The sequence below is a fragment of the Cryobacterium sinapicolor genome, assembly GCF_004403465.1.
In the GTDB taxonomy this organism is placed as follows: Bacteria; Actinomycetota; Actinomycetes; order Actinomycetales; family Microbacteriaceae; genus Cryobacterium; species Cryobacterium sinapicolor.
In genome coordinates this window covers 55,724-81,565 of sequence record NZ_SOGQ01000061.1, presented here as the reverse complement: position 1 = coordinate 81,565, position 25,842 = coordinate 55,724, and the positions used below count along the sequence as shown (strand labels likewise).

Annotated in this window: 22 protein-coding genes, 1 tRNA gene and 1 pseudogene; 4 read left to right on the top strand and 20 right to left on the bottom strand. The window is 69.7% G+C overall.

Features of this window, described 5'->3' with window-relative positions:
- Window positions 1–197: 197 nt before the first annotated feature.
- The 6 genes from ilvA to E3T28_RS12230 all read right to left on the bottom strand — a co-directional run bounded on the left by ilvA (window position 198) and on the right by E3T28_RS12230 (window position 6,691).
- Entirely contained in the window at window positions 198–1,433 is a 1,236-nt protein-coding gene (gene ilvA / locus E3T28_RS12255; protein ID WP_134431579.1) for a threonine ammonia-lyase, read from the bottom strand.
- Window positions 1,426–2,697: an AI-2E family transporter gene (locus E3T28_RS12250; protein ID WP_241979316.1), complete on the bottom strand. Its 1,272-nt coding sequence runs from the start codon at window positions 2,695–2,697 to the stop codon at window positions 1,426–1,428. The genes ilvA and E3T28_RS12250 overlap by 8 nt, the downstream gene beginning before the upstream one ends.
- 77 nt (window positions 2,698–2,774) lie before the next feature.
- Complete coding sequence (locus tag E3T28_RS12245; RefSeq protein ID WP_134431576.1) at window positions 2,775–3,887, bottom strand: ABC transporter ATP-binding protein; 1,113 nt, start codon at window positions 3,885–3,887, stop codon at window positions 2,775–2,777.
- A complete protein-coding gene (locus tag E3T28_RS12240; RefSeq protein ID WP_134431599.1) occupies window positions 3,884–4,711 on the bottom strand; it encodes an ABC transporter permease in 828 nt (275 codons plus the stop codon). Before E3T28_RS12240 ends, E3T28_RS12245 begins: the two co-directional genes overlap by 4 nt.
- Window positions 4,708–5,505: an ABC transporter permease gene (locus tag E3T28_RS12235; protein ID WP_134431573.1), complete on the bottom strand. Its 798-nt coding sequence runs from the start codon at window positions 5,503–5,505 to the stop codon at window positions 4,708–4,710. The genes E3T28_RS12240 and E3T28_RS12235 overlap by 4 nt, the downstream gene beginning before the upstream one ends.
- Before the next feature lie 52 nt (window positions 5,506–5,557).
- The gene (locus E3T28_RS12230; protein WP_134431570.1) at window positions 5,558–6,691 is read right to left on the bottom strand and encodes an ABC transporter substrate-binding protein; all 1,134 of its coding nucleotides are present in this window, start codon (window positions 6,689–6,691) and stop codon (window positions 5,558–5,560) included.
- Window positions 6,692–6,853: 162 nt separating this feature from the next.
- Here E3T28_RS12230 and E3T28_RS12225 point away from each other — a divergent pair, with 162 nt between their 5' ends.
- Window positions 6,854–8,056: a winged helix-turn-helix domain-containing protein gene (locus E3T28_RS12225; RefSeq protein WP_134431567.1), complete on the top strand. Its 1,203-nt coding sequence runs from the start codon at window positions 6,854–6,856 to the stop codon at window positions 8,054–8,056.
- Between the two features lie 79 nt (window positions 8,057–8,135).
- On the opposite strand, the gene E3T28_RS12220 is transcribed toward E3T28_RS12225, so the two are convergent.
- From E3T28_RS12220 to E3T28_RS12200, 5 genes are all read right to left on the bottom strand, one after another.
- Window positions 8,136–9,023, bottom strand: coding sequence for a M48 family metallopeptidase (locus E3T28_RS12220; protein WP_134431565.1), 888 nt, complete (start codon window positions 9,021–9,023; stop codon window positions 8,136–8,138).
- A gap of 12 nt (window positions 9,024–9,035) precedes the next feature.
- Window positions 9,036–9,602, bottom strand: a complete 567-nt coding sequence (locus tag E3T28_RS12215) for a LemA family protein (protein ID WP_134431562.1) — start codon at window positions 9,600–9,602, stop codon at window positions 9,036–9,038.
- Window positions 9,603–9,753: 151 nt separating this feature from the next.
- Complete coding sequence (locus E3T28_RS12210; RefSeq protein ID WP_134431559.1) at window positions 9,754–11,211, bottom strand: glycoside hydrolase family 1 protein; 1,458 nt, start codon at window positions 11,209–11,211, stop codon at window positions 9,754–9,756.
- Window positions 11,208–12,521: a D-arabinono-1,4-lactone oxidase gene (locus tag E3T28_RS12205; protein ID WP_134431556.1), complete on the bottom strand. Its 1,314-nt coding sequence runs from the start codon at window positions 12,519–12,521 to the stop codon at window positions 11,208–11,210. Before E3T28_RS12205 ends, E3T28_RS12210 begins: the two co-directional genes overlap by 4 nt.
- Window positions 12,518–13,750 carry an amino acid deaminase/aldolase gene (locus tag E3T28_RS12200; RefSeq protein WP_134431554.1) on the bottom strand — a complete coding sequence of 411 codons (1,233 nt, stop codon included), beginning with the start codon at window positions 13,748–13,750 and terminating at the stop codon, window positions 12,518–12,520. Before E3T28_RS12200 ends, E3T28_RS12205 begins: the two co-directional genes overlap by 4 nt.
- Before the next feature lie 217 nt (window positions 13,751–13,967).
- On the opposite strand from E3T28_RS12200, the gene E3T28_RS12195 reads away from it, so the two are divergent.
- From E3T28_RS12195 to E3T28_RS12185, 3 genes and pseudogenes are all read left to right on the top strand, one after another.
- Window positions 13,968–16,133: a hypothetical protein gene (locus tag E3T28_RS12195; RefSeq protein WP_134431551.1), complete on the top strand. Its 2,166-nt coding sequence runs from the start codon at window positions 13,968–13,970 to the stop codon at window positions 16,131–16,133.
- 16 nt (window positions 16,134–16,149) lie between these two features.
- Window positions 16,150–16,413, top strand: a pseudogene (locus tag E3T28_RS17570) (ATP-binding cassette domain-containing protein); the annotation flags it as partial.
- A 37-nt stretch (window positions 16,414–16,450) separates the two neighbouring features.
- A complete protein-coding gene (locus E3T28_RS12185) occupies window positions 16,451–17,377 on the top strand; it encodes a Ppx/GppA phosphatase family protein (protein ID WP_134431545.1) in 927 nt (308 codons plus the stop codon).
- Window positions 17,378–17,491: 114 nt separating this feature from the next.
- Here the strand turns inward: E3T28_RS12185 and E3T28_RS12180 are convergent, their stop codons facing one another.
- The 9 genes from E3T28_RS12180 to E3T28_RS12140 all read right to left on the bottom strand — a co-directional run bounded on the left by E3T28_RS12180 (window position 17,492) and on the right by E3T28_RS12140 (window position 25,667).
- Complete coding sequence (locus E3T28_RS12180) at window positions 17,492–17,881, bottom strand: SHOCT domain-containing protein (RefSeq protein ID WP_134431542.1); 390 nt, start codon at window positions 17,879–17,881, stop codon at window positions 17,492–17,494.
- Between the two features lie 155 nt (window positions 17,882–18,036).
- A tRNA-Leu gene (locus E3T28_RS12175) sits at window positions 18,037–18,109 on the bottom strand.
- Window positions 18,110–18,188: 79 nt separating this feature from the next.
- Window positions 18,189–19,727: an NAD(P)/FAD-dependent oxidoreductase gene (locus E3T28_RS12170; protein ID WP_134431539.1), complete on the bottom strand. Its 1,539-nt coding sequence runs from the start codon at window positions 19,725–19,727 to the stop codon at window positions 18,189–18,191.
- Window positions 19,728–19,764: 37 nt separating this feature from the next.
- Window positions 19,765–21,048 (bottom strand): S8 family peptidase, encoded by a 1,284-nt coding sequence (locus E3T28_RS12165; RefSeq protein WP_338145400.1) that lies wholly within the window; start codon window positions 21,046–21,048, stop codon window positions 19,765–19,767.
- Window positions 21,045–21,566, bottom strand: coding sequence for a DUF501 domain-containing protein (locus E3T28_RS12160; protein WP_134431533.1), 522 nt, complete (start codon window positions 21,564–21,566; stop codon window positions 21,045–21,047). The genes E3T28_RS12165 and E3T28_RS12160 overlap by 4 nt, the downstream gene beginning before the upstream one ends.
- Window positions 21,563–22,039 carry an FtsB family cell division protein gene (locus E3T28_RS12155; RefSeq protein ID WP_134431531.1) on the bottom strand — a complete coding sequence of 159 codons (477 nt, stop codon included), beginning with the start codon at window positions 22,037–22,039 and terminating at the stop codon, window positions 21,563–21,565. The genes E3T28_RS12160 and E3T28_RS12155 overlap by 4 nt, the downstream gene beginning before the upstream one ends.
- 125 nt (window positions 22,040–22,164) lie before the next feature.
- Complete coding sequence (gene eno, locus E3T28_RS12150; RefSeq protein ID WP_134431528.1) at window positions 22,165–23,445, bottom strand: phosphopyruvate hydratase; 1,281 nt, start codon at window positions 23,443–23,445, stop codon at window positions 22,165–22,167.
- A 106-nt stretch (window positions 23,446–23,551) separates the two neighbouring features.
- Entirely contained in the window at window positions 23,552–24,808 is a 1,257-nt protein-coding gene (hisS, locus tag E3T28_RS12145) for a histidine--tRNA ligase (RefSeq protein ID WP_134431525.1), read from the bottom strand.
- A gap of 124 nt (window positions 24,809–24,932) precedes the next feature.
- Window positions 24,933–25,667 carry a nucleoside triphosphate pyrophosphohydrolase gene (locus E3T28_RS12140; protein ID WP_241979315.1) on the bottom strand — a complete coding sequence of 245 codons (735 nt, stop codon included), beginning with the start codon at window positions 25,665–25,667 and terminating at the stop codon, window positions 24,933–24,935.
- Window positions 25,668–25,842 lie beyond the last annotated feature (175 nt).

Genomic DNA, 25,842 nt, shown 5'->3' with positions numbered 1-25,842 from the left:
CATGGACGAACTCGCGGATCTCCGCCGCGTTGAACCCCGGGCTGATCGACATTCCCTTGCCTCCTACTGCTTGTGAAGTGACTCACAAGCAGCTTGACGCAGAGGGTTTCGGAGGTTTTGGGGCCGATGCGGCCAGAATCTCCGTCGAATTCGTCAGGGCTGACCCCGAGCCGTGTCTCGCGGCGGGGCTCCCCCGTCTAGTCGAACTGCGGTTCGTAACCGGCCGCGCGCAGCACGTCCACGACGAGCTGGCGGTGGTCGGGCCCGCGGGTCTCGACGCTGACGTTGAGTTCGACCTCGCTGATCTGCAGTCCCACGCCGTGCCGGGTGTGCAGAACCTCGATCACGTTGGCGTGCGCCTCGGCGAGCAGCTCCGAGATGCGGGCCAGCTGGCCGGGACGGTCGGGCAGCATGATGCGCAGGGTGAGATAGCGACCGGATGCCGACAGGCCGTGGCTGATCACGCGCTGCATCAACAGCGGGTCGATGTTCCCCCCGCTGAGGATGGCGACGGTCGGGCCGGTGGCGGTGACCTTGCCCGCGAGGATCGCCGCCACGGCGACCGCACCGGCAGGCTCGACTACGAGCTTGGCGCGCTCAAGCAGCACCAGGAGAGCACGGGCCGTGTCGTCCTCGGTGACGGTGACGACCTCGTCGACGGCGTCGCGCACGATCTCGAAGTTGAGCAGCCCCGGCTTGGCCACCGCGATGCCGTCGGCAATGGTCGGTGTGATCTGGACCTCCAGCGCCCGCCCGGCCTCGAGCGAGGGTGGGTACGCGGCCGCGTTGGCCGCCTGCACGCCGATCACCCGGATCTGGCGACCGTCCCGGCGCGCGCGCTGCTTGAGCACGCTGGCGACGCCGGAGATGAGGCCGCCGCCGCCGATGGGAACGATCACGGTGGCGAGGTCGGGAACCTGGTCGAGGATTTCCAGGCCCACGGTGCCCTGGCCGGTCACGACATCCGCGTGGTCGAACGGCGGGATCAGGATGGCGCCGGTCTCCGCGGCCCACTCCGCGGCGGCCAGCAGCGGTTCGGCCACGGTGTTGCCGCGCAGGATGACGTGCGCGCCGTAGTCCCGGGTCGCCTGCAGCTTGGGCAGGGCGACGCCCACCGGCATGAAGATCGTGGCCTGGATGCCGAGCTCACGGGCCGCGAAGGCGACGCCCTGGGCGTGGTTGCCGGCGGAGGCCGCGACGACGCCGCGAAGCTTCTCCTCGTCGGTGAGCTTGGACATCCGGTTGTAGGCCCCGCGGATCTTGTAGGACCCGGTGCGCTGCAGGTTCTCGCACTTGAGGAGGACCGGCGAGCCGAGGAGCTCCGTGAGGTAGCGGGAGGTTTCCATCGGGGTGACGGCGGCAACCCGCCCGACCACGTCCCGGGCGGACTCGAAGTCGGCCAGGGTCGGTACGACGAGGGAGGCATTAGTCATGAGCGGCACTTTTCTCGAGGCGGTATGCCGGTCTGCGGAAACCGGGGCGTTGCGGGACGGTCTGCCAGAGCGGGGAAACCAGCAGCGTCGTCGGGGACTCCAGACTGGAACGCCAGACCCCGCTGTTGATGTAGGCGATCATAACGTTCAGCACCGCGGCGACCGGCACCGCGAAGAGCGCCCCCGGGATGCCCGCGAGCAGCGCACCCGAGGCTACGACCAGCACCACGCCCAGCGGATGTACCTTGACGGCGGTGCCCATGATCAGAGGCTGCAGCACATGACCCTCAACCTGCTGCACCAGCAACACCACCCCGAGCATCAGCAACGCCACCACCCAGTCGTTGAAGATCAGGGCGATCACGACGGCCACGGCCCCCGTGGCGACCGCACCGACGATGGGGATGAAGGAACCGAGGAAGACGAGCACGCCGATCGGCACGGCCAGGGGCACGCCGAGCAGCGCCGCACCGGTGCCGATGCCGATCGCGTCGATGGAGGCCACCAGGATCTGCACCTTTGCGAAGTTGCCCAGCGTTGTCCAACCGGCCACCCCCGCGCCGTCGACGGCCGCCCGTGCCCGGCGCGGGAACATGCGCACGATCCAGGCCCAGATGCCCTTGCCGTCGATCAGGATGAACAGGAGGCTGAACAGCGCCAGCAGAAAACCGGCCACCAAGTGACCGAGCGACGACCCCACGGACAGCGCACCGGACACGAAGACCTGACTGTCCGCCTGGATGACCTGCCAGACCTGGCCGAGGAAGGCGTTCAGTTCCGGCTCGGTCAGCTGCAGCGGCGACGCCAGCAACACGGCTTTCAGACTCTCGTAGCTCGCGGCAAGGCGGTCATTCAGGCCGACCGTGCCGGTGGCGATCTGGGTCACGGCCAGGGTGAGCAGACCGCCGAGGATCGCGAAGGTGCCGATCAAGGCCAGCGCGACGGCGACGGCCTTGGGCCACCGGTGCCGCACCAGGAATCCGACGAAGGGAACGAGCAGAGCGGACACCAGAACGGCCACGAGCAGCGGGATGACGATCAACCGCAGTTGGATGACGATGAAAATGAAGACCGCGATCGCCCCGGCGAGGGCCAGCAGGCGCCAGGACCAGGCGGCGGCGAGTCGGATGCCGGCGGGCAGGTTCTCATCGACCCCGTTACCGAGGGGCGTCGGCACCTCGATCAGGATCGGAGGTTCGGCCCTGCGGCGTCCGAACGCGCCGAAGAAGCCGCTACGGGCGGGTTTTCCGTCGGTTTCCTTCACGGCATCATTCTAGGCAATCGCACGTGCCGGCTCCGGCATGGGTTCCGTGATCGCCGCGTCCGGTTCCTCGCCGATCTCTACTCCGGGGCCGGGAGCGGGTCGACCGAGACGGGCGCGCCCGTGAATCGCACCGCGACCTGTTCCCCGACCGACGGATGCAGTCGCGCTCCGTGCTGCACGACGAGCGACGTGCCGTCGTCCAGCCGCACCCTCGTGCGCCGAAGTGAGCCGTGGAAACTCGACGAGAGCACGACCCCCGGCGCGCCCGCAGCGCCGAATTCGAGGTCCTCCGGCCGCACGGAGACGGACACCGCGCCATCCGCCTGCGAGGGGTCGAGGAGCGGCAGGGAGATCCCCTGCACCTGCGCGAATCCGTGGCGCACCACGCCGACAAGTCGGTTGCTGAGCCCGACGAAGTCAGCGATGAACGACGAGACGGGCCGGGAGTACAGCTCCTCCGGGGCTCCAACCTGCTCGATCGAACCGGCCCGCATCACGGCAACACGGTCGGCCACGGCGAGCGCCTCGTCCTGGTCGTGCGTGACGAACAGGGTCGTGATGCCCAGCTCCGTCTGGATACGCCGGATCTCCTCACGCAGCGCCACCCGCACCTGGGCGTCCAGGGCCGACAGGGGCTCGTCGAGCAGAAGCACTCGAGGCTCGGTGACGAGGGCGCGCGCCAGCGCCACCCGTTGCTGCTGACCGCCGGAAAGCTGGTGCGCGAAGCGGTCGTAGTGGGTGCCCAGCCCGACCAGGGCGAGGGCGGCGGCCGCACGGGCGCGCCGCTCCTCGCCGCGGACCTTCCGCATCCGCAATCCGAACTCAACGTTCTGGCCCGCGCTGAGATGTGGGAACAGCGAGTAGGACTGGAACACCATGCCCAGGTCGCGCCGGCTGGTCGGCAGTGTCGACACGTCGGCTCCGTCGATCCGGATGGTGCCGGCATCCGTGGATTCGAGCCCCGCCAGCACCCGCAGCGCGGTCGTCTTCCCGCTGCCGCTCGGGCCGAGCAGGGCGACGAATTCGCCCGCGTGCAGCGTGAGGTCGAAGCCGGCCAGGGCACGGTGGCCCGCGAAATCCTTGATCACGCCCTCGAAGCTCACCGACGCTCCCGCCCGGCGGGCCGCCGCCGGGCGAGCCTGGTCCTGGAGCGGGTTCTGGTTCTGGTTCTGGAGCTGGTTCTGGATCATGGCTGACCTCCGGTGGTGGGCCGTCGCCGGCTACCGGTGCGAACCGTGCCGAGGCGCCCGATGACGAGCAGGAGCAGGAACGCGAAGGTGAGGGCGAGCAGCGACAGGATGACGGCCGTGTAGGGGTCGGCCTTGCTCACAACCACGAGCGCGGTCTGCAGGGTGACACGGTTGAGCAGGGAGGCGATCGTGAATTCGCCGAGCACGACCGCGACCGAGATGAACGCGCCGGCCAGGATGCCGCGGCGCAGGTTCGGGATCAGGACCCGCACCAGCACGCTCGCCCAGCCGGCCCCGAGCGTGCGGGCGGCCTCGCTGAGCGTGCGCACGTCGACGCCGTCGAGATTGGCCTGGATGGCCCGGTAGGCGAACGGGAGGACCGTGATGCCGTAGGCGAAGGCGAGGGTCCAGACACTGCTGCCGAGCAGCCGGGCGAGCACCGAGTAGACCGGGGCCAGACCGACCACGAGAACGATGGCGGGGATGCTGATGGGCAGGATGCAGACGAACTCCATCACGCGGCGCAGATGGGGAAAACGCAGGTGAACGAGCAGAAGGGTCGGTACGAGCAGCAGCAGCACGATCGCGACGGTGCCCACGGCCAACCCGACCGAGTTCCCCAGCGCGACGAGCACCGTTCGGTACGGACCGGCGAAGCCGCCCTGGAACAGGGCGGTCCAGCGGGAGACGTCGTGGCCGCCGGCAAGCCCACGGCGCAGGGTGAACTCCACCATGGCGACGATGGGGATGGCGAAGACGAGGCCGATGCCGCCGAGGATGAGACCGCGCACCAACCGGGTGGGCGTGTGCGCCACCGCCGTCATCGCTGCCACCGGGCGGCCCGTGCCTGCAGAACCGAGTAGCCGGACATGACGACGAACATCACCAGGATCATGCCGAGCGCCAGCGCCCCGGCCAGATTCTCCTGGCCGAGCAGGGTTTCGCTGGTCAGGGCCGAGCGGATCTGCAGCGGAACGATCTGCGATCCCTGGCTGGTGAGCGCGGCGGCGGTCGCGTAGGAGGAGAATGCGTTGGCGAAGAGCAGCAATAGGCTGCCGAGGAACGAGGGCGCGAGCACGGGGAACGCGATCCGGAACCAGTAGGTGGCCCGGTTGCCGCCGAGCGTCGCGTTGGCCTCGGCCCAGTGCGGGTTGAGCGCCTGCAGGGCCGGCAGGAAAGTGATGACCATCAGGGGAACCTGGAAGTAGATGTAGGGCAGCACCAGGCCGGGCAGCTCGTAGAGCCACACCCCGCCGGCGAAGATGTCGACGCCGAAGGTGTCGCGCAGGATCACGGTGACCAGACCCTGGATGCCGATGGTCGCCATGAACGCGAAGGCGAGCATGACCCCGCCGAACTGGGCGAGCACGCCGCTGAGCGAGTCCACGACGGCGCGGAGCGGGCCGTTCTCCCGCGCGCCGAGCAGGCCGTAGCAGGCCACGGCTCCGACGATCGCGCCCACGACGGCGGTGAGCGCCGACAGCCCGAACGAGGCAGCGAAGGCGTCCCTCAGGACCGGGGTGCCCAACGCGGCCACGGTGTCCAGCGTGAACGTCCCGGCCTCGTCGACGAAGCCGCTGCCGACGGCGATCAGGGTCGGCACGAACAGGAAGAGCATCACATACGCTGCAAACGGCAGCAGCCCGAAGGCTGCTGCCGTTCCGCGTCTGCTACTGGACAGCTGCGGCCCACTTCGCGCCGAGGAGCGCGGCTCCCGCGGTGCTCTCCGCCTCGGAGGGAACGACGGTTTCGGCCGGGGCGGCCGGGAGGGCGGCGAGGAGGTCGGCGTCGATGGTGCCGGCCGCCTCCATCGCCTCGGCGCGCACCGGGCGGGCGCCGCCGGCGAGCCAGAGGTTCTGGCCCTCGTCACTGTAGAGGAACTCCTGCCAGAGCCGGGCGGCGGCCGGGTGCGGGGCATCCTTGTTGATGGCCTGGTTGTAGTACCCGGCGTAACCGGTGCCCGGGAAGACGACGACCTCCCAGTTGCGCTCACCGGCGAGGCTCGTGCCGTAGCCCACGTTGAGGTAGTCCCAGTCGAAGACCACCGGAGTCTCCCCCGACGCGATGGTCGCCGGGGTGGGGTCGACCTTGACGAAGTTGCCGGCCTGGTTGAGTTCGTCGAAGAAGTCGATCCCGGCCTGGAAATCGCTGACGTCACCCCCGTTCTGCACGGTGGCCAGCCCGACGGCGGCGAAGGCCGCCCCGGCCTGCGTCGGGTCGCCGTTGATCGCGACCTTGCCCTTGTACTCGGCGCCGAGCAGGTCCCTCAGCTCGGTCGGCGCGGGCACGGCATCGGGGTCGTAGCCGACCGCCATGTAGCCGCCGTAGTCACCCGTGTACAGCCCCGAGGCCTCCTTGAGCGCATCCGGGATCTCGGCCCAGCCAGCCACCTGGTAGGGCGCGAAACGATCGGTGCTGGACAGCGCCACCGCCAGCCCCAGGTCGAAGACGTCGGGGGCGGTGTCCTGCCCGACGAGGTTGTCGGCGGCCAGGATCTCCTCGGCGCTGGACGCGTCGGGCGAGGCCTCGGTGATCGCGATCTCCGGGTACTTCGTGGCGAACGCGTCGAGCACGGCGCCGTAATTGGCCCAGTCCCGCGGCAGGGCGATCACGTTCAGGCCGCCTTCGGCCCTGGCCGCATCCTCGAGGGCGGCCAGGTCACCGAACGCGGAGAGGCTCGTCGCGGTGGCGGCGTCGATCTCGCCGGAGCCGGAGTCGGCATCTGCGGCGCCGGAGCAGGCGGCCAGGCTCAGGGCCAGGGCGGTGGCCGCGGCCAGGGTGGCCAGGGTGCGGGTGGTGAACACGTTTTCCTCCGTCGGACCGGTGCCGGCCGCCGCGCGGGGCGCGGACGTGTGGAGCCGGGTAGCTGGTCAAGGCGAGGCTAGGAGCGGCCGGCGACCGAACGGGGGTGCGACGCTGAACATCGGGTGAATGCCGACTGAAGCGTGCCGCTAGGGTCGTAGGAAATGGTGCAGACGATCTCCCCGGCCCTCGCCCGCCGGATCGCGCTCGGCGCGCAGGGCTTCGGCCGCGCGTCGGCCGTGACGCCGGGCATCCGTCAGCTGGATACCCTGGTGAACCGGCTCGCACTGCTGCAGATCGACTCGGTGAACGTCTTTGAGCGCAGCCACTACCTGCCGGCATTCAGCCGCCTCGGCGTCTACGACAAGGCGCAGTTGGACCGGCTGACGTCGGGCCGCGAGTCGCGGTTCACGGAGTACTGGGCGCACGAGGCGTCCTTCCTGCCCCGCGACGCCTGGCCGCTGTTCGGCTGGCGGATGCGGGATTTCCGGGATAGGTCGGCGACCGAGGCGTGGGCGCAGGGCAACCGGCCGATGCTCGACTGGCTGCTGGCTGAGCTCGCCGCCAACGGTCCCCTCCGCGCGAGCGCGATCGAGCACGACGCGAACCGGCGCAGCGGCCCGTGGTGGGGCTGGTCGGACGTGAAGACCGGGCTGGAGACCCTGTTCCGCTGGGGTGACGTGGCCATCATGGGCAGGGAGCGGTTCGAGCGGGTCTACGGGCTTCCGGAGCAGGTGTTCCCGCCGGGGCTCCTCGAGCGGACCGTCAGCCGGGACGACGCGCACCGGGAACTGGTGAGTCGCTCGGCCCGGGCGCACGGCATCGGCACGGTGACGGACTTCGCCGACTACTTCCGGCTGCGCGGCCCGGCGACCCGGGCGGCCATCCGCGACCTCGAGGATGCCGGCGAGCTCCTCCCGGTCGAGGTGCCGGGGTGGGGAGCAGGCGGCGCCCCCGGGGCGGCCTGGCTGCACCGCGACGCCCGGCTGCCGCGCCGGATGGATGCCGCAACCCTGCTGTCCCCCTTCGACCCGGTCGTCTGGGAACGCGCCCGCGCACTGCGGGTGTTCGGCTTCCATTACCGGATCGAGATCTACACTCCCGAGCCGAAGCGGGTGTTCGGCTACTACTGCCTGCCCGTGCTGCTCGGCGACACGATCGTGGGCCGGGTCGACCTCAAGAACGACCGGCAGGCGCGCGTTCTGCGGGTGCGCGCCGCGTGGGCGGAGCCCGGTGCGCCGACGGACACGGCGGAGCGTCTCGCATCCGTTCTCCGGGAGGCCGCCGCCTGGCAGGGCCTGCCGGAGATCGAGGTGGAACCGCGCGGCAATCTCGCCGGCGCGCTGGCCGCCGAACTGCGCCGCTAGGCAGCGCGGGCAAACTAGGCAGTGCCCGTTCCGGTCGAGAGCGACCGGCGGAAGGGGCGCTCTCGACCGGAACGGGGCTCTAGAACTGGCGGCCCATCGTGTGCAGGCGTTCGACGCGCTCGGCGATCGGCGGGTGCGTGGCGAAGAGCTTGTCCATCACGCCGGGCTTGAGCGGGTCGGCGATCCAGAGGTGGGCCATCGACGTGTTCTGCTTCTTCATCGGGCGACCGTAGGCCTCGAGTTTGCCGAGGGCGCTGGCCAGGGCATCCGGATGCCGCGTGGTCAGGGCTGCCGTGGCATCCGCCAGGTACTCGCGCTGCCTCGACACCGCCAGCTGCACGACCGTGGCGATCAGGGGTGCCACGAGCATGGCGACGAGGCCGACCACCATGATCACGGGGCTGCCGTTGTTCTTGCTGTTCCGGCCGAAGAACGCCATCCGCAGGAAGATGTCGGAAATGAACCCGACGGCCACGACGAGGCCGAACACGACCATCGACAGGCGGATGTCATAGTTGCGCACGTGGCCGAGCTCGTGCGCCATGACGCCCTCGAGCTCGGAATCGGTCATGATCTCCAGCAGACCGGTGGTGGCCGCCACGATCGCGTGCTCCGGGTCGCGCCCGGTGGCGAAGGCGTTCGGCGCCGGGTCGTTGATCACATAGATAGCGGGCATGGGGGTGCCGGTGGTGATCGAGAGATTCTCGACGATGTTCCAGAGCCTCGGGTTCTCCGACTGGCTGTTGATGCGGATGCCGCCGCTCATCGCGATCGCCTGGCGCCCAGCCACGAAGTACTGCACCACGGCGTACCCCGTGGCGACGACGACCGTGAGGATCAGGATGCTGTAGTTCCCGGGCGTGCTGTAGACGGCGTTGGCGAGCCAACCGAGGCCCGCGATGATGACGATGAACAGGATGATGATGAAGACGGTGTTGCGCTTGTTGCGCGCAATAGCGCTGTACATGGCCGCCTGCCGTTAGAACTGGACGCGTGGCGGCTCCGCGATGGCAGCGGAGTCGGACACCTCGAAGAAGTCTCGCTGGGTGAACCCGAGGTTGCGGGCGATGAGGTTGTTGGGGAAGACCTGGATCTTCGTGTTCAGTTCCCGCACGCCGCCGTTGTAGAACCGGCGTGACGCCTGGATCTTGTCCTCAGTGTCGACGAGTTCGCCCTGCAGCTGCAGGTAGTTCTGGCTCGCCTGCAACTGCGGGTAGGCCTCCGCCACGGCGAAGATGCTGCGCAGGGCGGTCTGCATGTGGTTCTCGGCGGCGGCGGACTCGGCCGGACCCTGAGCGTTGAGCGACTCGGCCCGTGCCTTGGTGACGTTCTCGAAGACGGCCCGCTCGTGTGCCGCATAGCCCTTGACCGTCTCGATCAGGTTGGGGATCAGGTCGGCCCGGCGCTTCATCTGGACGGTGATATCACTCCATGCCTCGTCCACGCGCACCTTGAGGGTGACGAGGGAGTTGTACGTCGCCCAGAGGTAGATACCAATGATGACGACGAGTGCAACAACGATGAGGACCGGGATGAGCCATTCCATGGCAGCTTCTCCTTGTGATGAGGCGGGGCGAGCAGGCAGGCCGCGGCGGCGTTTCTACGACGCAGAACTATCATAACCGCGTGCCCTGGCGCTCACATGCGCTTCCCGACACACTCCAAGAAACGGTGAGCCGCGCCGTCGTTCCCGACCCTCAACGAGCCGAGAGCACCTTCTGCAGCCAGCGATAGGAGGTTTTGGGGGTGCGCGTGCGCGTGCCGTCCTGGAAGTCGACGTGCACGAGGCCGAACCGCTGGGTGTAGCCGGCCGTCCATTCGAAGCTGTCCAGCAGGGACCAGATCGTATACCCCTGCAGGATGACTCCGTCGGCGATTCCGCCGGGGGCCACCGCGGCGAGCGCGGCCGTGATGTGTTCGGCCAGGTAGTCGATCCGGGCCGGGTCGTGCACGGCACCCCACTTGTCGGCCACATCGGGGAAGCTTGCTCCCCCGGCCGTGATGCAGACCGGCGGCAAGTTGTCCGCGTAGCGGTCCCGCAGTTCGCCGAGGGCCACTCCGAGGTATTCGGGGGCGATGGCGGTGCCGGCATTGGTCACCGGGAACTCGCGGAACGGGGTGACGTGGAAGGGGAACGCGATCACCTTCTCCGGCGGCTCCCCGAAGGGCGGTCCGCTCGGGGTTCTCGGGGCCGCGGGGCCGGCCTTGATCCGGCTCGGCTGGGAGTAGTCCAGCCCGTAGAAGTCCAGCGGCTGGTGGATGGTGCGCAGGTCGTCCGGCTCGGTTTCCAGCAGCATCCGCAGGGGCACCTGGTAGGGCTCGGGCGGTTCCGGGTAGCGGCCGAGCAGCACCGCGTCGGCGTACAGGCGGTTGTGCAGCACGTCGAAGAGCTCGGCGGCGCGCGAGTCGGCTTCACGGTCGCTGGCGGCCTGCACGGGCGAGTGCACGGTCGAGATCCCGATCCGGCCGCGCACATCGGCGGCGCGCAACCCCTGCACGGCAAGGCCGTGCCCCAGCAGCTGGTGGTGCGCCGCCGGCAGGGCGCCGAAGAGCCGGGTCTCCCCCGGGGCGTCGGTGCCGAGGGCGTAACCGTTCAGGGTCACCGTCGCGGGATCGTTCAGGGTCAGCCAGGAGTCGATCCGGTCACCGAACACCGCGCCGACCTGGTGCGCGTAGTCGCCGAAGCGCAGCGCGGTGTCCCGGTTCAGCCAGCCGCCGCGCAACCGGAGCGGCGTGTCCCAGTGGAACAGGGTCGCCATCGGGCTGATCCCGGCGACCAGGAGCCCGTCGAGCAGCCGGTCGTAGAAGGCCAGGCCGGCCCGGCTGAGCGGGCCGCGGCCGTCGGGCTGCAACCGGGACCAGGCCAGGGAGAACCGGTAGACGTCCGCGCCCAGTTCGCGGAGCAGGGTGATGTCCTGGTCGAGGCGGTTGAAGTGGTCAGTCGACACGGATGCGTTGGAGCCGTCCCTGATGCGCCCGGCGGTGGCCGTGAACGGGTCCCAGCTCGATTCGCCGCGACCGCCCTCCCGAGCGCCGCCCTCGATCTGGAACGCGGAGGTGGCCACACCGAGGGTGAAGCCGTCGGGCAGCCGGTCACCCAGCTCCCCCGCCCGGTGTTCCCAGGCGCGTGCGGTGGGGGTGTTGCTGTTGCTCATCGACCCAGGACTCTTTCCAGATAGCTGTTGTTGAAGCGTCGCTCGGGGTCAAGCCTGTCACGCACCGAGAGGAAGTCGTCGAAGTGCGGGTAGTCGGAGCGCAGGGACGCCGCATCCCGGTCGTGCATCTTGCCCCAGTGCGGACGCCCGCCGTGAGCGCGCATGATGGCCTCGACCGCCTGGAAGTAGGCGGCGGGGTCCTCCCGGTAGTACCGGTGCACGGCGATGTAGCCGGTGTCCCGGCCCGTGGCGGTCGACAGCCAGACGTCGTCGGCCGCGGCCGAGCGCACCTCGATCGGGAACGAGATGCGCCAGCCACGCGCCTCTATCAGCGCGCGCACCTCGCGCAGCGCGTCCGGCACCACGGCCCGCGGCAGGGCATATTCCATTTCTCGAAAACGCACCGTGCGGTTGGTCACGAACACGCGGTGCGAGACATCCGTGAATTCGCGTTTCCCGCTCCGCCGGGATGCCAGCCGGTTGAATCCCGGCACCGTCGCCGGCAGCGCGGCACCCAGGCCGCAGATCCCGCGGTAGACGCCGTTCGCGAGCAGTTCGTCGTCGACCCACCGGGAGACCCGTCCGAGCGGCGACCGGCCGGACTCCAGGGGCTGCCGGGTGTTGGTCTTGGTCAGGGCGGTCTCGGTGTGCGGGAACCAGAAGAACTCGAAGTGGTCGCTGCGCTCGGTCCGGTCGAGGTAGCCCTCGAGCACCTCCTCCAGCGGCTCGGCGGCCTCCACCGCGTGCAGCAGGAAGGCAGGCACGCACTGCAGGGTCACATCCACCATGATTCCGAGCGCGCCCAGCCCGAGGCGGGCCGCCGGCAGCAGCTCCGCGTTCTCCGTGGCGCTTACGCGTAGCAGGGTGCCGTCGCCGGTCACCAGGGTCAGCGCCACGACCTGGGTCGCCAGGCCGCCGAACCGGCCGCCGGTGCCGTGGGTCCCGGTGGACGTGGCGCCGGAGATCGTCTGCCGGTCCACGTCGCCCAAATTCGGCAGGGCCAGACCGTAGGGCCGCAGCAGGCGGGGCAGTTCGAACAGGCGGGTTCCCGCGGCCAGCGTGACCTGCCCGGCCACGGTGTCCACACCGATCAGCCCGGCGAGGTCCAGCAGGTCGAGCTGCACCCCCGGTGCCAGCGCGATGCCGGAGAAGCTGTGCCCGGAGCCCACGGCCTTGACCCGGAGGCCCACCTTGCCGGCCGCCACGACGGCGCGCTGCACTGCTGCGACACTCGACGGCCGTTCCACCCGGACCGGCGTCACGGCCTCGTTCCGGGCCCAATTGCGCCATACCGCTCCGCTCGCAGTCACAGAAAGGCCTTCCCCTCGCCCCGGTAGGTCGGCAGGATGTCGACCACCCTCCCATTCTCGACCAGTGCGAATTCGTTCACGTGCTCGCTCAGCTCCCCCGATTTGGTGTGCCGCGCCCAGACGCGGTCCCCCACACGGAGCCGGGCCGCTGCGGCCCCGGTCAGCGGCGTCTGCACCTCGCCGGCCATCTCCCGCGGAACCAGGCTGAGGCCCTCCGGCCAGACCAGGCGCGGCATCCGGTCGGCCCCGGGCACCCCGGACGCGATCCAGCCGCCACCGAGCAGCACGGCCGTATCGGGGCTGGGCTTCCGCACCACGGAGAGGGCGACCGCGGCCGCCGGCGCGGGACGGAAACTCGCGTAGTTGTCGAAGAGGTGGCCGCCGAAGAAGCCGCTGCCGACGGCGATGTCGGTGATGGATGCGTCAGCGCGCGTGCTCTCGACCGAGCCCGTTCCGCCTCCGTTCACGAACTCGAGGGGCGCGACCTCCCGGACCGCGGCGACGGCCGCACTGCGCCGCTCCGCCAGTTCCCCGACGGACCGGCGCCGCACCCAGCGGGTGACCAGACCCCGGAGCGGTTTCCCGGCCGGTTTGTCGCCGATGCCCGCCACCTGCGCCTCGTAGCTCATCACGCCGACGAGGGAGAAGCCGGGACGGGCTGCGATGGCGGCCCCGAGCCGACGGGCCTCGCCCGGAGTGTGCACGGGTGAACGCCAGACACCCAGGTGTCCGAGCACGGGGGTGTTCCAGGCTGCGTCCAGTTCGAGACAGACCCGGATCGGGACCCGGCTGCCGGGCGGGAGCACGGCGTCGATGAAGTCGAGGTGGGCGATCGAGTCGACCATCAGGGTGACCGTGGCGGCCAGTTCCGGCGAACGGCCCAGCCGCCGGATCGCGGACCGGTCGGCCGTGGGGTAGCCGACGAGCACATCCGTCACCGTCTCCGCCAGCCAGAGCGCCTCGGCCAGGGTGTAGGCCAGCACACCCCGATAGCCGGGCAGGGCCAGGATTGCCTCGACCACGCCGCGCACCCGGATCGACTTCGACGCGACCCGGAGCGGGGTGCCGTCGGCGCGATCCAGCAGGTCGTACGCGTTGTGGCGCAGCGCCCCCAGGTGCAGGGCGGCGACCGGGGAGTCCAGGTGGGCCGTCGCGGCCGTCAGTTCGGCCCAGAACAGCCCGGGATTCTGCCAGGGACGGCTCGAGGGACGGTGGGAGAGGTCGAGCATCAGCGCGCCGCCTTCATTAGCCGGGACCGAGGACGCCCGGTGCGGTGACCTGGCCACGGCCGCCCGTCGCCTTCCCGGGGAAAGTAACGGCTCGGATGGCCCAGCGACAGTATGCCCCATGGCTCCGCCGATCACGAATGGGTGACATCGCCCTCATTCCGCGTGTCGCACGTTGACTTTCCCGGCGCTGGCCCGTGAAATGGTCACAGGGGGATTCATGTTCGGGACAGGTGAGGCCGGTTCGGGCACAACGCCCGGGTGCCGTCGCCGACGAACGACGCCTCGCACTCTGCCCCTGTTCGTCTCCCTGGTCGGCTTGCTGCTGCTCGGCACCGCGGCCCCGGCGTTCGCGGAGCCGAGTCCCACACCGACTCCCACACCGGCCCCCACCGTCGAGCGGGAGCCCAGGGCGGCCCCGACGAGCGCGCCGACCATCGTCAGCCCACCGCCGGGGACCTTTGTGGGCAGCGGAACCACCACCGTCTCCGGAACGGGTGAAGCCGGCCAGGAGATCCAGTTGCTCTCCCCCGTCGCCGGCCAGGACCCGCTCTGCTTCGACGTGGTTGACGCCGGCGAGTGGAGTTGCGCCGCGGTCTCCCTGCCGAGCGGGCCATCCGTTCCGCTCCGGGTCGTCGTCACCGGCGCCTCCGACCGCGCCGCCGAGCACACCATCGCCGTGCTGGCCGCCCCTCGGGTGACGGGCGGCCCGACCGGCGGGACCCTGACCAACGGCACGGTGCGCGGCACCGGCTATCCGGGGGCCTCCGTCATCGTCACAATGACCGGCGGACCCCGCTGCACGGCCACCGCCGACGCCTCGGGCGCCTGGTCGTGCACGTTCGCCGACGGGCTCGCCGGCGGGGAGGCCGAGGTCACGGCCAGCCAACAGACGAGCTATAGCAGTCCCTCGTGGTCCAACCGGAGCGCCCCGGTCGTTCTCGACTTCGATCGCGACCGGCCGGCGGCACCGACGCTGAGCACGCCGGCGCCCGGCGCCCGGCTCCCACTCACCGGTGCCGACTACGCGGGGTCCGGTGAGGAGGGTGCGACGGTGCGAGTCTTCGCCGGCCCATATGAGCTCTGCAGCACCGTTGTCGTGTCCGGGTCGTGGATTTGCTCGGCCGGCGGGGTCGCCGCCGGTTCCTACCGGGTGATCGCCGTGCAGCTCGACCCGGCGGGCAACCTCGGCCCGGGCAGCCCCGGCGTGGACGTGTTCTACGGCGACCCTGCCCCGTCCGGCTCCGCCGCCCCGGGAACGGCCGTGCCTCCCACTGCCGCGCCCGCCGCTCCGGCCGCCCCACCGCCTTCCTCGGCCGCGGTCCCGGAGCACTCCTCACCCGGTGCCGCTGCACCCGCGTCGCCGACACCGCAGGCTGACAGCCCGACCGTAGACCTCGCCATCCCCCTGCCGGGCGGCTGGAGCGACCCCACCCGGTTCGCGACCGCCGTGCTGCCGCCGTGGTCGACGCCCGACCTGTCCTGGTTCCAGGCGGCGCTGCTGGCGCTCGGCGCCCTCCTGTTGTTGTGCGTTCCGGCCCGTCTCCTCGCCGGGACCGTGTCCCGGGCCCGCGACGGACGCCCCCTCTGGCCGGGCATGCCGATCGCGGGCCGCAACCGCGCCCGCGAGGAATTCGAGACCGTTCCCGAGCTCCCGCTGAACCGGTGGCTGGTGGCCGGTGCCGCCGTGCTGGCCGCGGCCACCCTCGTCATGCTGTCGGGCCCGGTCACCAGCCAGCCGGCCTACCTCCGACTGCTGCTGGCCGTCACGCTGGCGCTCCTCGTCGTCAACGCGGTCGGAGCCCTCGTACCGCTGTGGTGGAGCTCCCGCGTGTGGCGGGTGAAGGCATCCGTCACATTCCTGCCTCGCTACCTGCTGCTGGTCGCCCTGACCGCCCTGGCCTCCCGGGCCCTCGACATTCATCCGGCCCTGGTCTTCGGGCTTCTCGGCAGCGTCACCGTGGCCCCCGAGGCGCTGGCGCCGCGGCGCGGCCCGCTCGCCGCCGTTCGGGCCGGCAGCCTGATCGGTCTGGCCGTTCTCGGCTGGCTGACGCTGGGAATTCTTCCGGCAGCGGACGGCTTCCTCAGTTCCCTCGCCGCCGAGATCGCCACCAGCGTGGTGCTGGCCGCGATCGGTTCGGCGGCACTGGTGCTGGTCCCGATCGGACGCACCAGTGGACGGAGCATCCTCGCCTGGTCACCGCCGATCTGGGCGTGCCTGACGGTGCTCGCCTTCACGATCATGTTCGGGGTGCTGTCCCCGGCGGTGGATCTCTGGCACGCCGGCGGCAGCCTCAACCTCTGGTGGGTGGCGGGCGCCCTCTTCACCGTCGTCAGCGTGAGCGCCTGGGCCTGGCAGCGGTTCGTCACCCCCGCCAGACTCTGAGCATCGCCCGGGTTCGCTCTCGGGCGGTCAGCGTCAGCGGGTCAATATCGCCCGCGCGCTGATGAACGACCCGACCGTGCTGGTCGTCGATGAGCCAACGAGCGCACTCGACCAGGAGCGCGGTTCCCGCATCCTGGAGCTGATCCTGCGGCTCACCGTCGAGCACGACACCGCCACGGTGCTGGTCACCCATGTTCGGCGGCTGCTGCCGCTGACGGACTCCGTGCACACCCTGGTCGACGGCACCCTGACGACGACCCGGCACGCCGTGGCCGCGTAGCGGTGCGGCGGCCTCCCCGCACGCTATCGTCGAGAGCGTGCGCCTCGGAGTCCTTGATGTCGGTTCGAACACCGTCCACCTGCTGGTTGTCGACGCGCACGCGGGCGCCCAGCCGGTGCCGATGGCCTCGGACAAGGCTGTGCTGCGCCTGATGCGCTACCTCACGCCCGAGGGCGCGATCACCGACGAGGGGTGCACCGCGGTGCTCGAGTCGGTGCGGAATGCGGCCGAGGTGGCACGGCGCCACCAGGTCGACGACCTCTTGCCGTTCGCCACCTCCGCCCTCCGCGAGGCCGTGAACGGACCCGAACTGCTCGCCCGGGTCGAGCGGGAGACCGGCGTCGCACTGCAGGTCCTGTCCGGTGAGGACGAGGCCCGACTGACGTTCCTGGCCGTTCGGCGCTGGTACGGCTGGTCGGCCCGGGACATCCTGCTGTTCGACATCGGGGGCGGCTCCCTGGAGATCGCCGCGGGCGGGAACGAGGTGCCCGCGGTGGCGCTGTCGTTGCCGCTGGGCGCCGGCCGGTCCACGATCGGCTTCCTGCACGACGACCCGCCCCTGCCCAAGCAGGTCGCCGCGCTCCGCGACCATGCGGCCGCCGTGCTCCAGGACGCCCTGGTCGCATTCGAGGGTCTCCCCGCGGCGCACCACGTCGTCGGTTCGTCCAAAACCATCCGCTCACTGGCCAAGCTGGCCGGTTCCACCTCGGAGGGTTTCGGCTCGGGCGAACGGATGCAGCTGACGCGTTCCCAGTTGGACGACTGGGTGCCGCGGCTGGCCCGCATCCCGGCCGAGGCCCGCCCGGCGCTGCCCGGCATCACCGCCGACCGCACCTTCCAGATCGTGGCCGGCGGCATCGTGCTCAGCGCCGCGATGGCCGCGTTCCGCGTGACCGAGCTGGAAGTGTCGCCGTGGGCGCTGCGCGAGGGCATCATCCTGAGGTACCTGGACCACCTGGAGTAGCGACCCCTCACCAATTCGACGGAGATTCTGCCGAAAATGGTCTCAACCCGGCCCCTATCCGGCTCTCAGGCCACAATCTCCGTCGAACTGGTTCCGCCCGCGGCGCGGCTCAGGTCACCGCAGCGCCTTGGCTTTGAGCGCCGCGTACTCCTCGGCGGTGATGGTGCCGGTGTCGAGCAGCGCTTTCGCCTTGGTGATCTCGTCCGCAGCCCCGCCCGTGCCGGCGACCGAGCGCACGTACTGTTCCGTGGCGGACTGGTTCTGCTGAGCCGCGCGCATCTGCCGCTCGGCCATTCCCTTACCCCGGGCGATCAGGTAGATCAGCGCGGTCAGGAACGGCACGAAGACGAGGAACAGCATCCAGGCGGCCTTGCCCCATCCGCTGAGGGTGTGGTCACGGAAGATGTCCCCGATGATCGAGAAGAGCACCATCAGGTAGGCGATGAACGCGAATGTCCAGAAGAAGAACCAGATGATGTCCCACGTGGCTTGCAGAAAGTCCATGATGCTGCTCCTTCGTCGGGAAAAGGCACATCACGGGGAGGCGACGGCCGTGTCACTCGCAGATGGTAGCGCGACGGAACCACGGCGGAAAGGCCGCCTCACCCGGATAAAGCGTGCAGCAGGGCCGGGCCGGTTCGCTGTGTCGTTCCGTGCAGTGCCCCCGCTGGGGGTCGAACCCAGACTGTGACGATTTTAAGTCGTCTGCCTCTGCCATTGGGCTACGGGGGCGCGCTCGGTGAATCCGAACGCCTCAAGCGTAGGTGCTGCGGGCGTCACCGGTTTCTCCCGTTGACACCCGCAGCCGCTGCTATTTGGCGGCTGCTGACGCCGTGGCCTTCTCGGTCGTCTCTGCCGTGGCGATCTTCTCGGCCTCGACAGCCCTGTCGGCCGCGCTCTTGCGCGGAGCGCGGGGCGCCCGCACGGCGGCCTTGACGGCGGGAACCGTGCCAGGGGCGGCGGAGGCCGAGGCCTTGGCCGATGCGGCGGCGGTCGCCGGCGCCTTGGCCGGCGCGGCAGCATCCGCGGCGGGCTTGGGGCGGGAGGCGAACTCCACGAACGTGGCCCGAGGGTTCTCCACCGCGGCGAGCGAGACGATGTCTCGACCGAGGAAGAAGTTGTTCATCCAGCCCAAGATGACGCGCAGCTTGCGCTCCCAGCTGGGCATGGCGAGGCCGTGGTAGCCGCGGTGGGCGAACCAGGCCGGCAGACCCGTGAAGGCGACCTTGCCGGACTGGAAGACACCGGAACCGATGCCGAGGCCGGCAACCGCGCCCTTGTTTTTGTGCAGGTAGTCCTTGGGAGCCTCGCCGCGCAGCACCGCGACGATGTTCTTCGCGAGGAGCTTGCCCTGGCGCACAGCGTGCTGGGCGTTGGGAACGCAGAAGCCGCCCACTCCCCCACCGCTGAGGTCGGGGACGGCGGTGATATCGCCGGCACCCCAGGCGTCGGCGATGATCTCGTCGTCGGTTCCGACGCGCAGGTCGGGGCGCACCTGGATCCGCCCGCGGTCCTCGATCGGCAGGTCGGTGTGGCGCACGATGGCCGGGTTCGCCATGACTCCGGCGGTCCAGACGATCAGGTCGGTCTCGAAACTCTCACCGGTGGACAGCTCGACCTTGCCGCCGACCGCGCTGGTCAGCTGCGTGTTGAGGTGGATCTGAGCGCCGCGTTCGTCGAGGTGCTTGATGACCCAGAGGCTGGTCGGCAGCGAGACCTCGGGCATGATGCGCCCCATCGCCTCGATCAGGTGGAAGTGGGTGTCGTCGAACCCGATCTGCGGGTAGGACTTGAGTAGCGATGACGCGAAGGAACGCAGCTCGGCGAAGACCTCGATGCCGGCGAAGCCGCCGCCGATGACGACGAAGGTGAGCAGGCGGTCCCGCTCGGGACCGGCCGGCAGCAGTGCCGCCTTGTCGAAGTTCGTGAGCATGCGGTCGCGGATGGCGATGGCTTCCTCGATGGTCTTGAGACCGATGGCCTGGTCCGCGACGCCCGGGATCGGGAACGTACGGGACACGGCGCCGGCCGTCACGACGACGACGTCATAGACGAAGTCGTAGGGCTCGCCGACGGGCGGGGTGATGGTCGCGGTCTTCGTGGCGTGGTCGACGTGCGTGACCTTCGCCGTGACGACGGTGGTCTTCTTGAGGTGACGACGGTGCGCGACAGCGGCGTGGCGGCCCTCGATGGATCCGGCGGCAACCTCCGGCAGGAACGGCTGGTAGGTCATGTACGGCAGCGGGTCAACCATGGTGACCTCGGCCTCGCCGGCGCGCAGCCATTTCTCCAGTTTCCACGCAGTGTAGAAACCGGCGTAGCCGCCACCGACGATAAGAATTTTGGGCACTATGAAAGTCCTCCTAGATGATTTAGCTGCGCGAAACTTACCGTTTTGACCGGATTCGCTTGATCTGCCGAGAGGCTCCGATGCCGAGCAGCGTTACTAGAGTACCAAACCCGACCAAGACCAGGAGCGGTACGGTGATATAAGTCAGCGTGAGCGGGCTGGGCAGCCACGCCGCAACGACGCTGGGGGCAGGCAGCGCCGGGTCCTCCCGCGGTGCGATCGGCACCTGCGTGGCGGTCTGCGGAGCAGCCTCGACCTCGGTGTCCGCGCGCCGGTGCACCCGGATCCACTCCTCCAGCAGGGCGGCCGGTTCCGGGCTCGTCGAGGACGCAACGGATGCGCTCACCGCGGCGGCGGCGTCGATCAGGCCGTTACCGTAGATGGGGCTGGGGACGGCACGGCCATTGGGGTCGGCCGTTTCGATGACCCGGTTCATCACCTCCGCCGCGTCGAGCCGGGGATAGGCGGCGCGCACCAGGGCCACCAGGCCCGACACGATCGGCGCGGCCGCGCTGGTGCCGTTCCACTGCACGTAGCCGCCGTCGGGAACCACGCCCACGAGCTGCTCGCTGGGCGCGGCCACCGAAATCGTGATGCCCTGGGAGGACGCGTCGAAGCTGGCACCCTTGTTGCGGTCGACGCCGGCGACGGTGAGCACCCCGGGGATGGTGGCCGGGGCTCCGACCTCGGTGGTGCCGCTGCCGCGGTTTCCGGCGGCGGCCACCACGACGACATCGTTCTCGAAGGCGTACAGAAAGGCGTCGTCCCAGCTCGGCGGCCAGTCCAGCGTGTTGCGGGTCAGGGACATGTTGATGACGTCGGCGCCGTTGTCTACGGCCCAGCGGATGCCCTCGGCGATCTGGTCGTCATTGCTGACGGTGGCGTCGCTGGTGCCGAAGGCCACCGAGACGGCCAGGATCGACGCCTCGGGGGCCACTCCCAGCACACCCGACCCCTCACCCGTGCCTCGGCCCGCCAGCAGGGACGCGACCAGGGTCCCGTGCTCGCTGCCTTCTCCAACGGGCGTCTGCCCGTCGGTGGAGCCGAGTCCGGAGACATCCGTTCCGCCCACGACCGCACCCGTGAGGTCGGCGACGCCGGCCGCGACGCCCGTGTCGATGACGGCCACCGTGACGCCGGCGCCACGGGTCGTGTTCCAGGCCTGGGTGAATCCGTAGTCGTTGAGCCAGTACTGCAGGTCACGGACCTGCGTGTTCTCCGCGAAAGCGGGCGCGGGCGCTGCGACGCAAGCCCCGCCGAGCGCCACGGTCAGGCCCAGGGCGACGCCCGCGCCGATCCGACGCCAGGCGGAACGGGTCACTCGTCGGCCGTGGTGTAGTCGAGGCATTCGCAGACGGCGGGCGTCCACGCCGCCCGGGCCAGCGCCAGGTCACCGATCGGGTTCACGCCGGGACCTGCAGCCAGGGCGTGGGCGGCCAGGGCGTGCAGGCATTTCACGCGTTCGGGCATGCCGCCGGAGGAGATGCCGGCGATTTCCGGGACCGTACCCAGGGTCTCCCGGTCGGCGAGGAAGCCCTCGTGCGCACGCCGGTAGCGAGCCCGCACCTGCTCGTCGTCGGCCAGTAGCTGGTTGTACTCGTTCATCACCTGGGTGGCCTCGAGGAACGACAGCGCCGCGGTGGCCGCGGGGTGCGTCAGGTAGTAGAGGGTGGGGAACGGGGTGCCGTCGGCGAGGCGCGGCGCCGTCGCCACCACGGTCGGGGCGCCGCAGACGCAGCGCGCGGCGATGCCCACGACGTTGCGAGCCGGGCGTCCCAGTTGGGCCGACACGATCGTGATGTCGTCCTCGGTGACCGAAGCGAAGGGAGGCCGGGTCATTTCACGGCCTCGGGAGCCAGACCGGCCGTCATTACGGAGGCGAACATGGAGGAGAGCCAATCGACGTTGGTGGTTTGGATGGTGGGCGTGGCGACCGGCGGGGCCGTGCCGCCGGCGACGGGCAGGGCCAGATCGTTGATCACGAGGAAGCTGACGTCGCCGGGGAGCACATAGGACAGTCGGTCCCTCGCCTGCGTGGTGACGTAGGTGCGGTCATTCCAGCGTTCCCGCTCGTTCTTGAGCTCCTCCACGGCACCCTGCTGGGCTTCGACCTCCGCTGTGAGCGATTCGATCTGCTGGCGCTGGTCGGCGTAGGTGCGGATGCCGGGAGCCAGGACGATGACGGCCATGATCAGGAGGCCCATCATCACCAGCGAGAACCCGGACAGGCGCAGGCCGCGTAGCCAGCGGGCGGCCGCGGTCTCGGTTGCGGGGAGCGCAACGGGCCGCCGTTCGGCGCGTTTCCTGGCCACGGCAACTCCCTTCGTGAATCGCTGGTCGCGGTTGTCCCGCACTGGAACCCTAACCGCAATCGGACAAAAAAATGGAGCTCCCGGAGCGACGGGGATGAACCCGCGCTCCGAGAGCTCCAGTCGAACTACGCCGTGAAGCGCGGGAAAGCGGCGCGGCCCGCGTACACAGCGGCCTCGCCCAGCTCTTCCTCGATGCGGAGCAGCTGGTTGTACTTCGCGACGCGCTCGCTGCGGGCGGGCGCTCCGGTCTTGATCTGGCCGGCATCCGTCGCGACCGCGAGGTCGGCGATGAAGGTGTCTTCGGTCTCACCGGAGCGGTGCGAGATGACGGCGGTGTAACCGGCACGCTGCGCGAGGGAGACTGCGTCGAGCGTCTCGGTCAGGGTGCCGATCTGGTTGACCTTGACCAGGATGGAGTTCGCGGTGCCGAGGGCCAGGCCCTTGGCGAGACGCACCGGGTTGGTCACGAACAGGTCGTCGCCGACGATCTGGACCTTGTCGCCGAGCTCGGCGGTGAGGTGGACGTAGCCATCCCAGTCGTCCTCCTCGAGCGGGTCTTCGATCGAGACGAGCGGGTAGGCCGCAACGAGCTCGACGTAGTAGGCGGACAGCTCCGAGGCGGTGAGTTCCTTGCCCTCGAAGTGGTAGACGCCGTCCTTGTAGAACTCGGAGGCGGCGCAGTCGAGCGCAAGCCCGATGTCCTTGCCGGGTGTGTAGCCGGCGTTCTGGATGGCTTCGACGATGAGGTCGAGAGCCGCGCGGTTGCTCGGCAGGTTGGGGGCGAAGCCACCCTCGTCGCCGAGGCCGGTGGAGAGACCCTTGGACTTGAGCAGCGCCTTCAGGGCGTGGTAGGTCTCGGTGCCCCAGCGGAGGCCCTCGGCGAAGGACTCAGCGCCGAGCGGGACGACCATAAATTCCTGGATGTCCACGTCGTTGTCGGCGTGCGATCCACCGTTGATGATGTTCATCATCGGGACCGGGAGCGTGTGCGCGTTCGGGCCACCGAGGTAGCGGAACAGGGGCAGGCCGGCCGAGGTGGCGGCGGCCTTGGCAACGGCCAGGCTGACGCCGAGGATGGCGTTGGCGCCGACGCGGTGCTTGTTGTCGGTTCCGTCGGTCTCGTTCAGGACGGCGTCGATGATGCGCTGGTCTGCGGCGTCGAGGTCCTCGACTGCCGGTCCGAGTTCGTCGATGACGGCGTCAACGGCCTTGCGGACTCCCTTGCCCAAATAACGTGACTTGTCGCCGTCGTGCAGCTCATAAGCCTCGAACGCACCGGTGGATGCGCCGGACGGGACGGCGGCACGGCTGACCGAACCGTCATCAAGCAATACCTCGACCTCGACGGTCGGGTTGCCTCTGGAGTCAAGAATCTCGCGTGCTACTACTGCCTCAATGAGAGCCACAGCTATCTCCTGTTTCCTTGTGTTTCTTAATTGGTGGGGTGTTGGTTTGGAGGAATCGAGGAAGACAGCGCCGTGTTCCAATCCCATAACAGTCTAGCGACTGGCCTCAGCCGCCGAGAGAACGGAAATCGAGGTCGGCCGCGCTGGAGGCATCCGCACCGACGAATGCATAGCGCCCGTAACCGGCTCCGGCCGCGCGTTCCAGTAGCGCCTTGACGTTCTTGGTGCGCTGTTCGAGGCGCACCCGGAGACCCTGGTCGACCAGTGTTCTCTTGAGAGCCACGAGCCGGGCGGGGTCTGTTCCCCGCTCGTACACCAGCACGACGGCGTTCTCGGCGGATGCTGCATCCACTCCGAGCAGGTCGACGATGCGTTCGAACCCGATCGAGAATCCGCAGGCCGGCACATCGGCGCCGAGGAAACGGCCGATCATGCCGTCGTACCGGCCGCCGCCGCCGAGGGAGTAGCCGAGATCGGGGTGTGAGATCTCGAAGATGGTGCCGGTGTAGTAGCCCATCCCGCGCACGAGCGTGGGGTCGAACACGAGCCGCACGTCGGGCATCGCGGCGCGCAGGGCGAGCAGGTCGGCGTAGGCATCCGTGTCGAGCCAGGCCGGCGGCGTGGATTCGGCGGCCGTCCAGCCGGCATCGGCGATCTTGCGCAGGGTCTCGGCAACGCCCTCGGTGGGGATCCCCAGGCCGGCCAGCTCGGTGACGACACCGTCGACCCCGACCTTGTCGAGTTTGTCGATCACGATCAGCGCGCGTTCGTTCAGCCCGGGCGCGACATTCCAGTGCGCGAGCAGGGCGGTCAGGATGCGCCGGTCGTTGATGCGGATGGAGCACCCGGTCAGGCCGAGGGCGTCGAGCGCGGCGGCGGTCGCGGTGATCAACTCGATCTCGGCGAGCAGTCCGGACTCACCGATGATGTCGATGTCGCACTGCACGAATTGGCGGTAGCGGCCCTTCTGCGGGCGTTCCGCCCGCCACACCGGTGCGATCTGGATCGACCGGAACACCGTCGGCAGTTCCGCCCGGTGGGTGGCGTAGAACCGGGCCAGCGGCACGGTCAGGTCGAATCGCAGGCCGAGGTCGGCCAGCGCGAGGAGGTCGCCGGATTCGGCGGCGGTCGCGGCATCCGTCGGTTTCAGCCCGCGTTTCATCACGGCGAAGGCGAGTTTCTCGTTGTCGCCGCCGAGCCCGGAGTGCAGCCGGGCCGCGTCCTCCATGACCGGGGTCTCGATCTCGTCGAAGCCGTGGGCGGCGAAACTCCGCCGGATCACGGCCAGCGCATGCTCCCGGGACGCCTTGTCGGCGGGGAGGAAGTCGCGCATGCCGCGGGGAGGGGTCACAGGTGTTGCCATAGCCCCAATTGTGTCAGTTCGGGTCGGCACGTCGATTCCGGGTGGCCCGGCCGCGCGACACGGGACCGCCACCGACCGGTGGGCAGCACCGCCATGCCGCGACCGAAAAGGTGAGCGGGGACGGTCAGCGGGGAAGGCCGATGATGCCGGCGTCGGCGAGGTCGACGGCAACCGTGGTGTCGGCATCCGTCGTCTCGGCTTCGCGGATCTCGTCCTGCAGCCCGCGGAGGGCGGTGCGCAGGGCGCGTTCGGAGTCGAGCCCCCGGCTCTTGGCCGCGGACACGATGGCCAGCAGCAGCGGGCCGAGCTGGTCCTCGCTCTCGATCGGCAGCGGGAACGCGGCCTCGGCGCCGAGCAGCCCGATCTTCTGGGCCCGGCCGAGCACCTTGTCGGCGAGCGCGAGCGCCGGCATTCCCTGCGGGATCCCGTCGAGCACGCTCGTGCGGGAGGGCTTCTCCGCGGCCTTGAAGTCGTCCCAGGCGCGGGCCACGTCGTCGGCCGTTTCCAGGTTCACGTCGCCGAAGACATGCGGATGCCGCCCGACCATTTTCGCGGTCATGTGCGCGGCGACATCGTGGATGTCGAAGCCCTCGCCGTCGGTGTGCGCGGCCAGGTCGGCGTGGAAGATCACCTGGTAGAGCACGTCGCCGAGCTCCTCGAGCATCTCGTCGCGGCTACCCGACTCGATCGCCTCGATCAGTTCGTGCGTCTCCTCGGTCAGGTACTGCACCAGCGACTCGTGGGTCTGCTCGGCATCCCACGGGCATCCGCCCGGGGCTCGCAGCAGGGCCACCACACGCACGAGCTCGTCGAGGCCGGAGGCGGAGGCAGTTCCGGTGGGAAGGTCTGAAGAGGTCACGCGTCAACTCTAATCGCCCCGAATTGACGGGGATCCTCGGGTCTGCTCCGCCGGGCTGGGCCTGCCACGGGCATCCGCGGAGGTTGCCTCCGGGATCGATGGCGGTCGCGACCTCACCTGCGGACATTTTCGCAACACGCCGCTGATCCGGCCGAGATAGCCGGCGTTTCGGGAA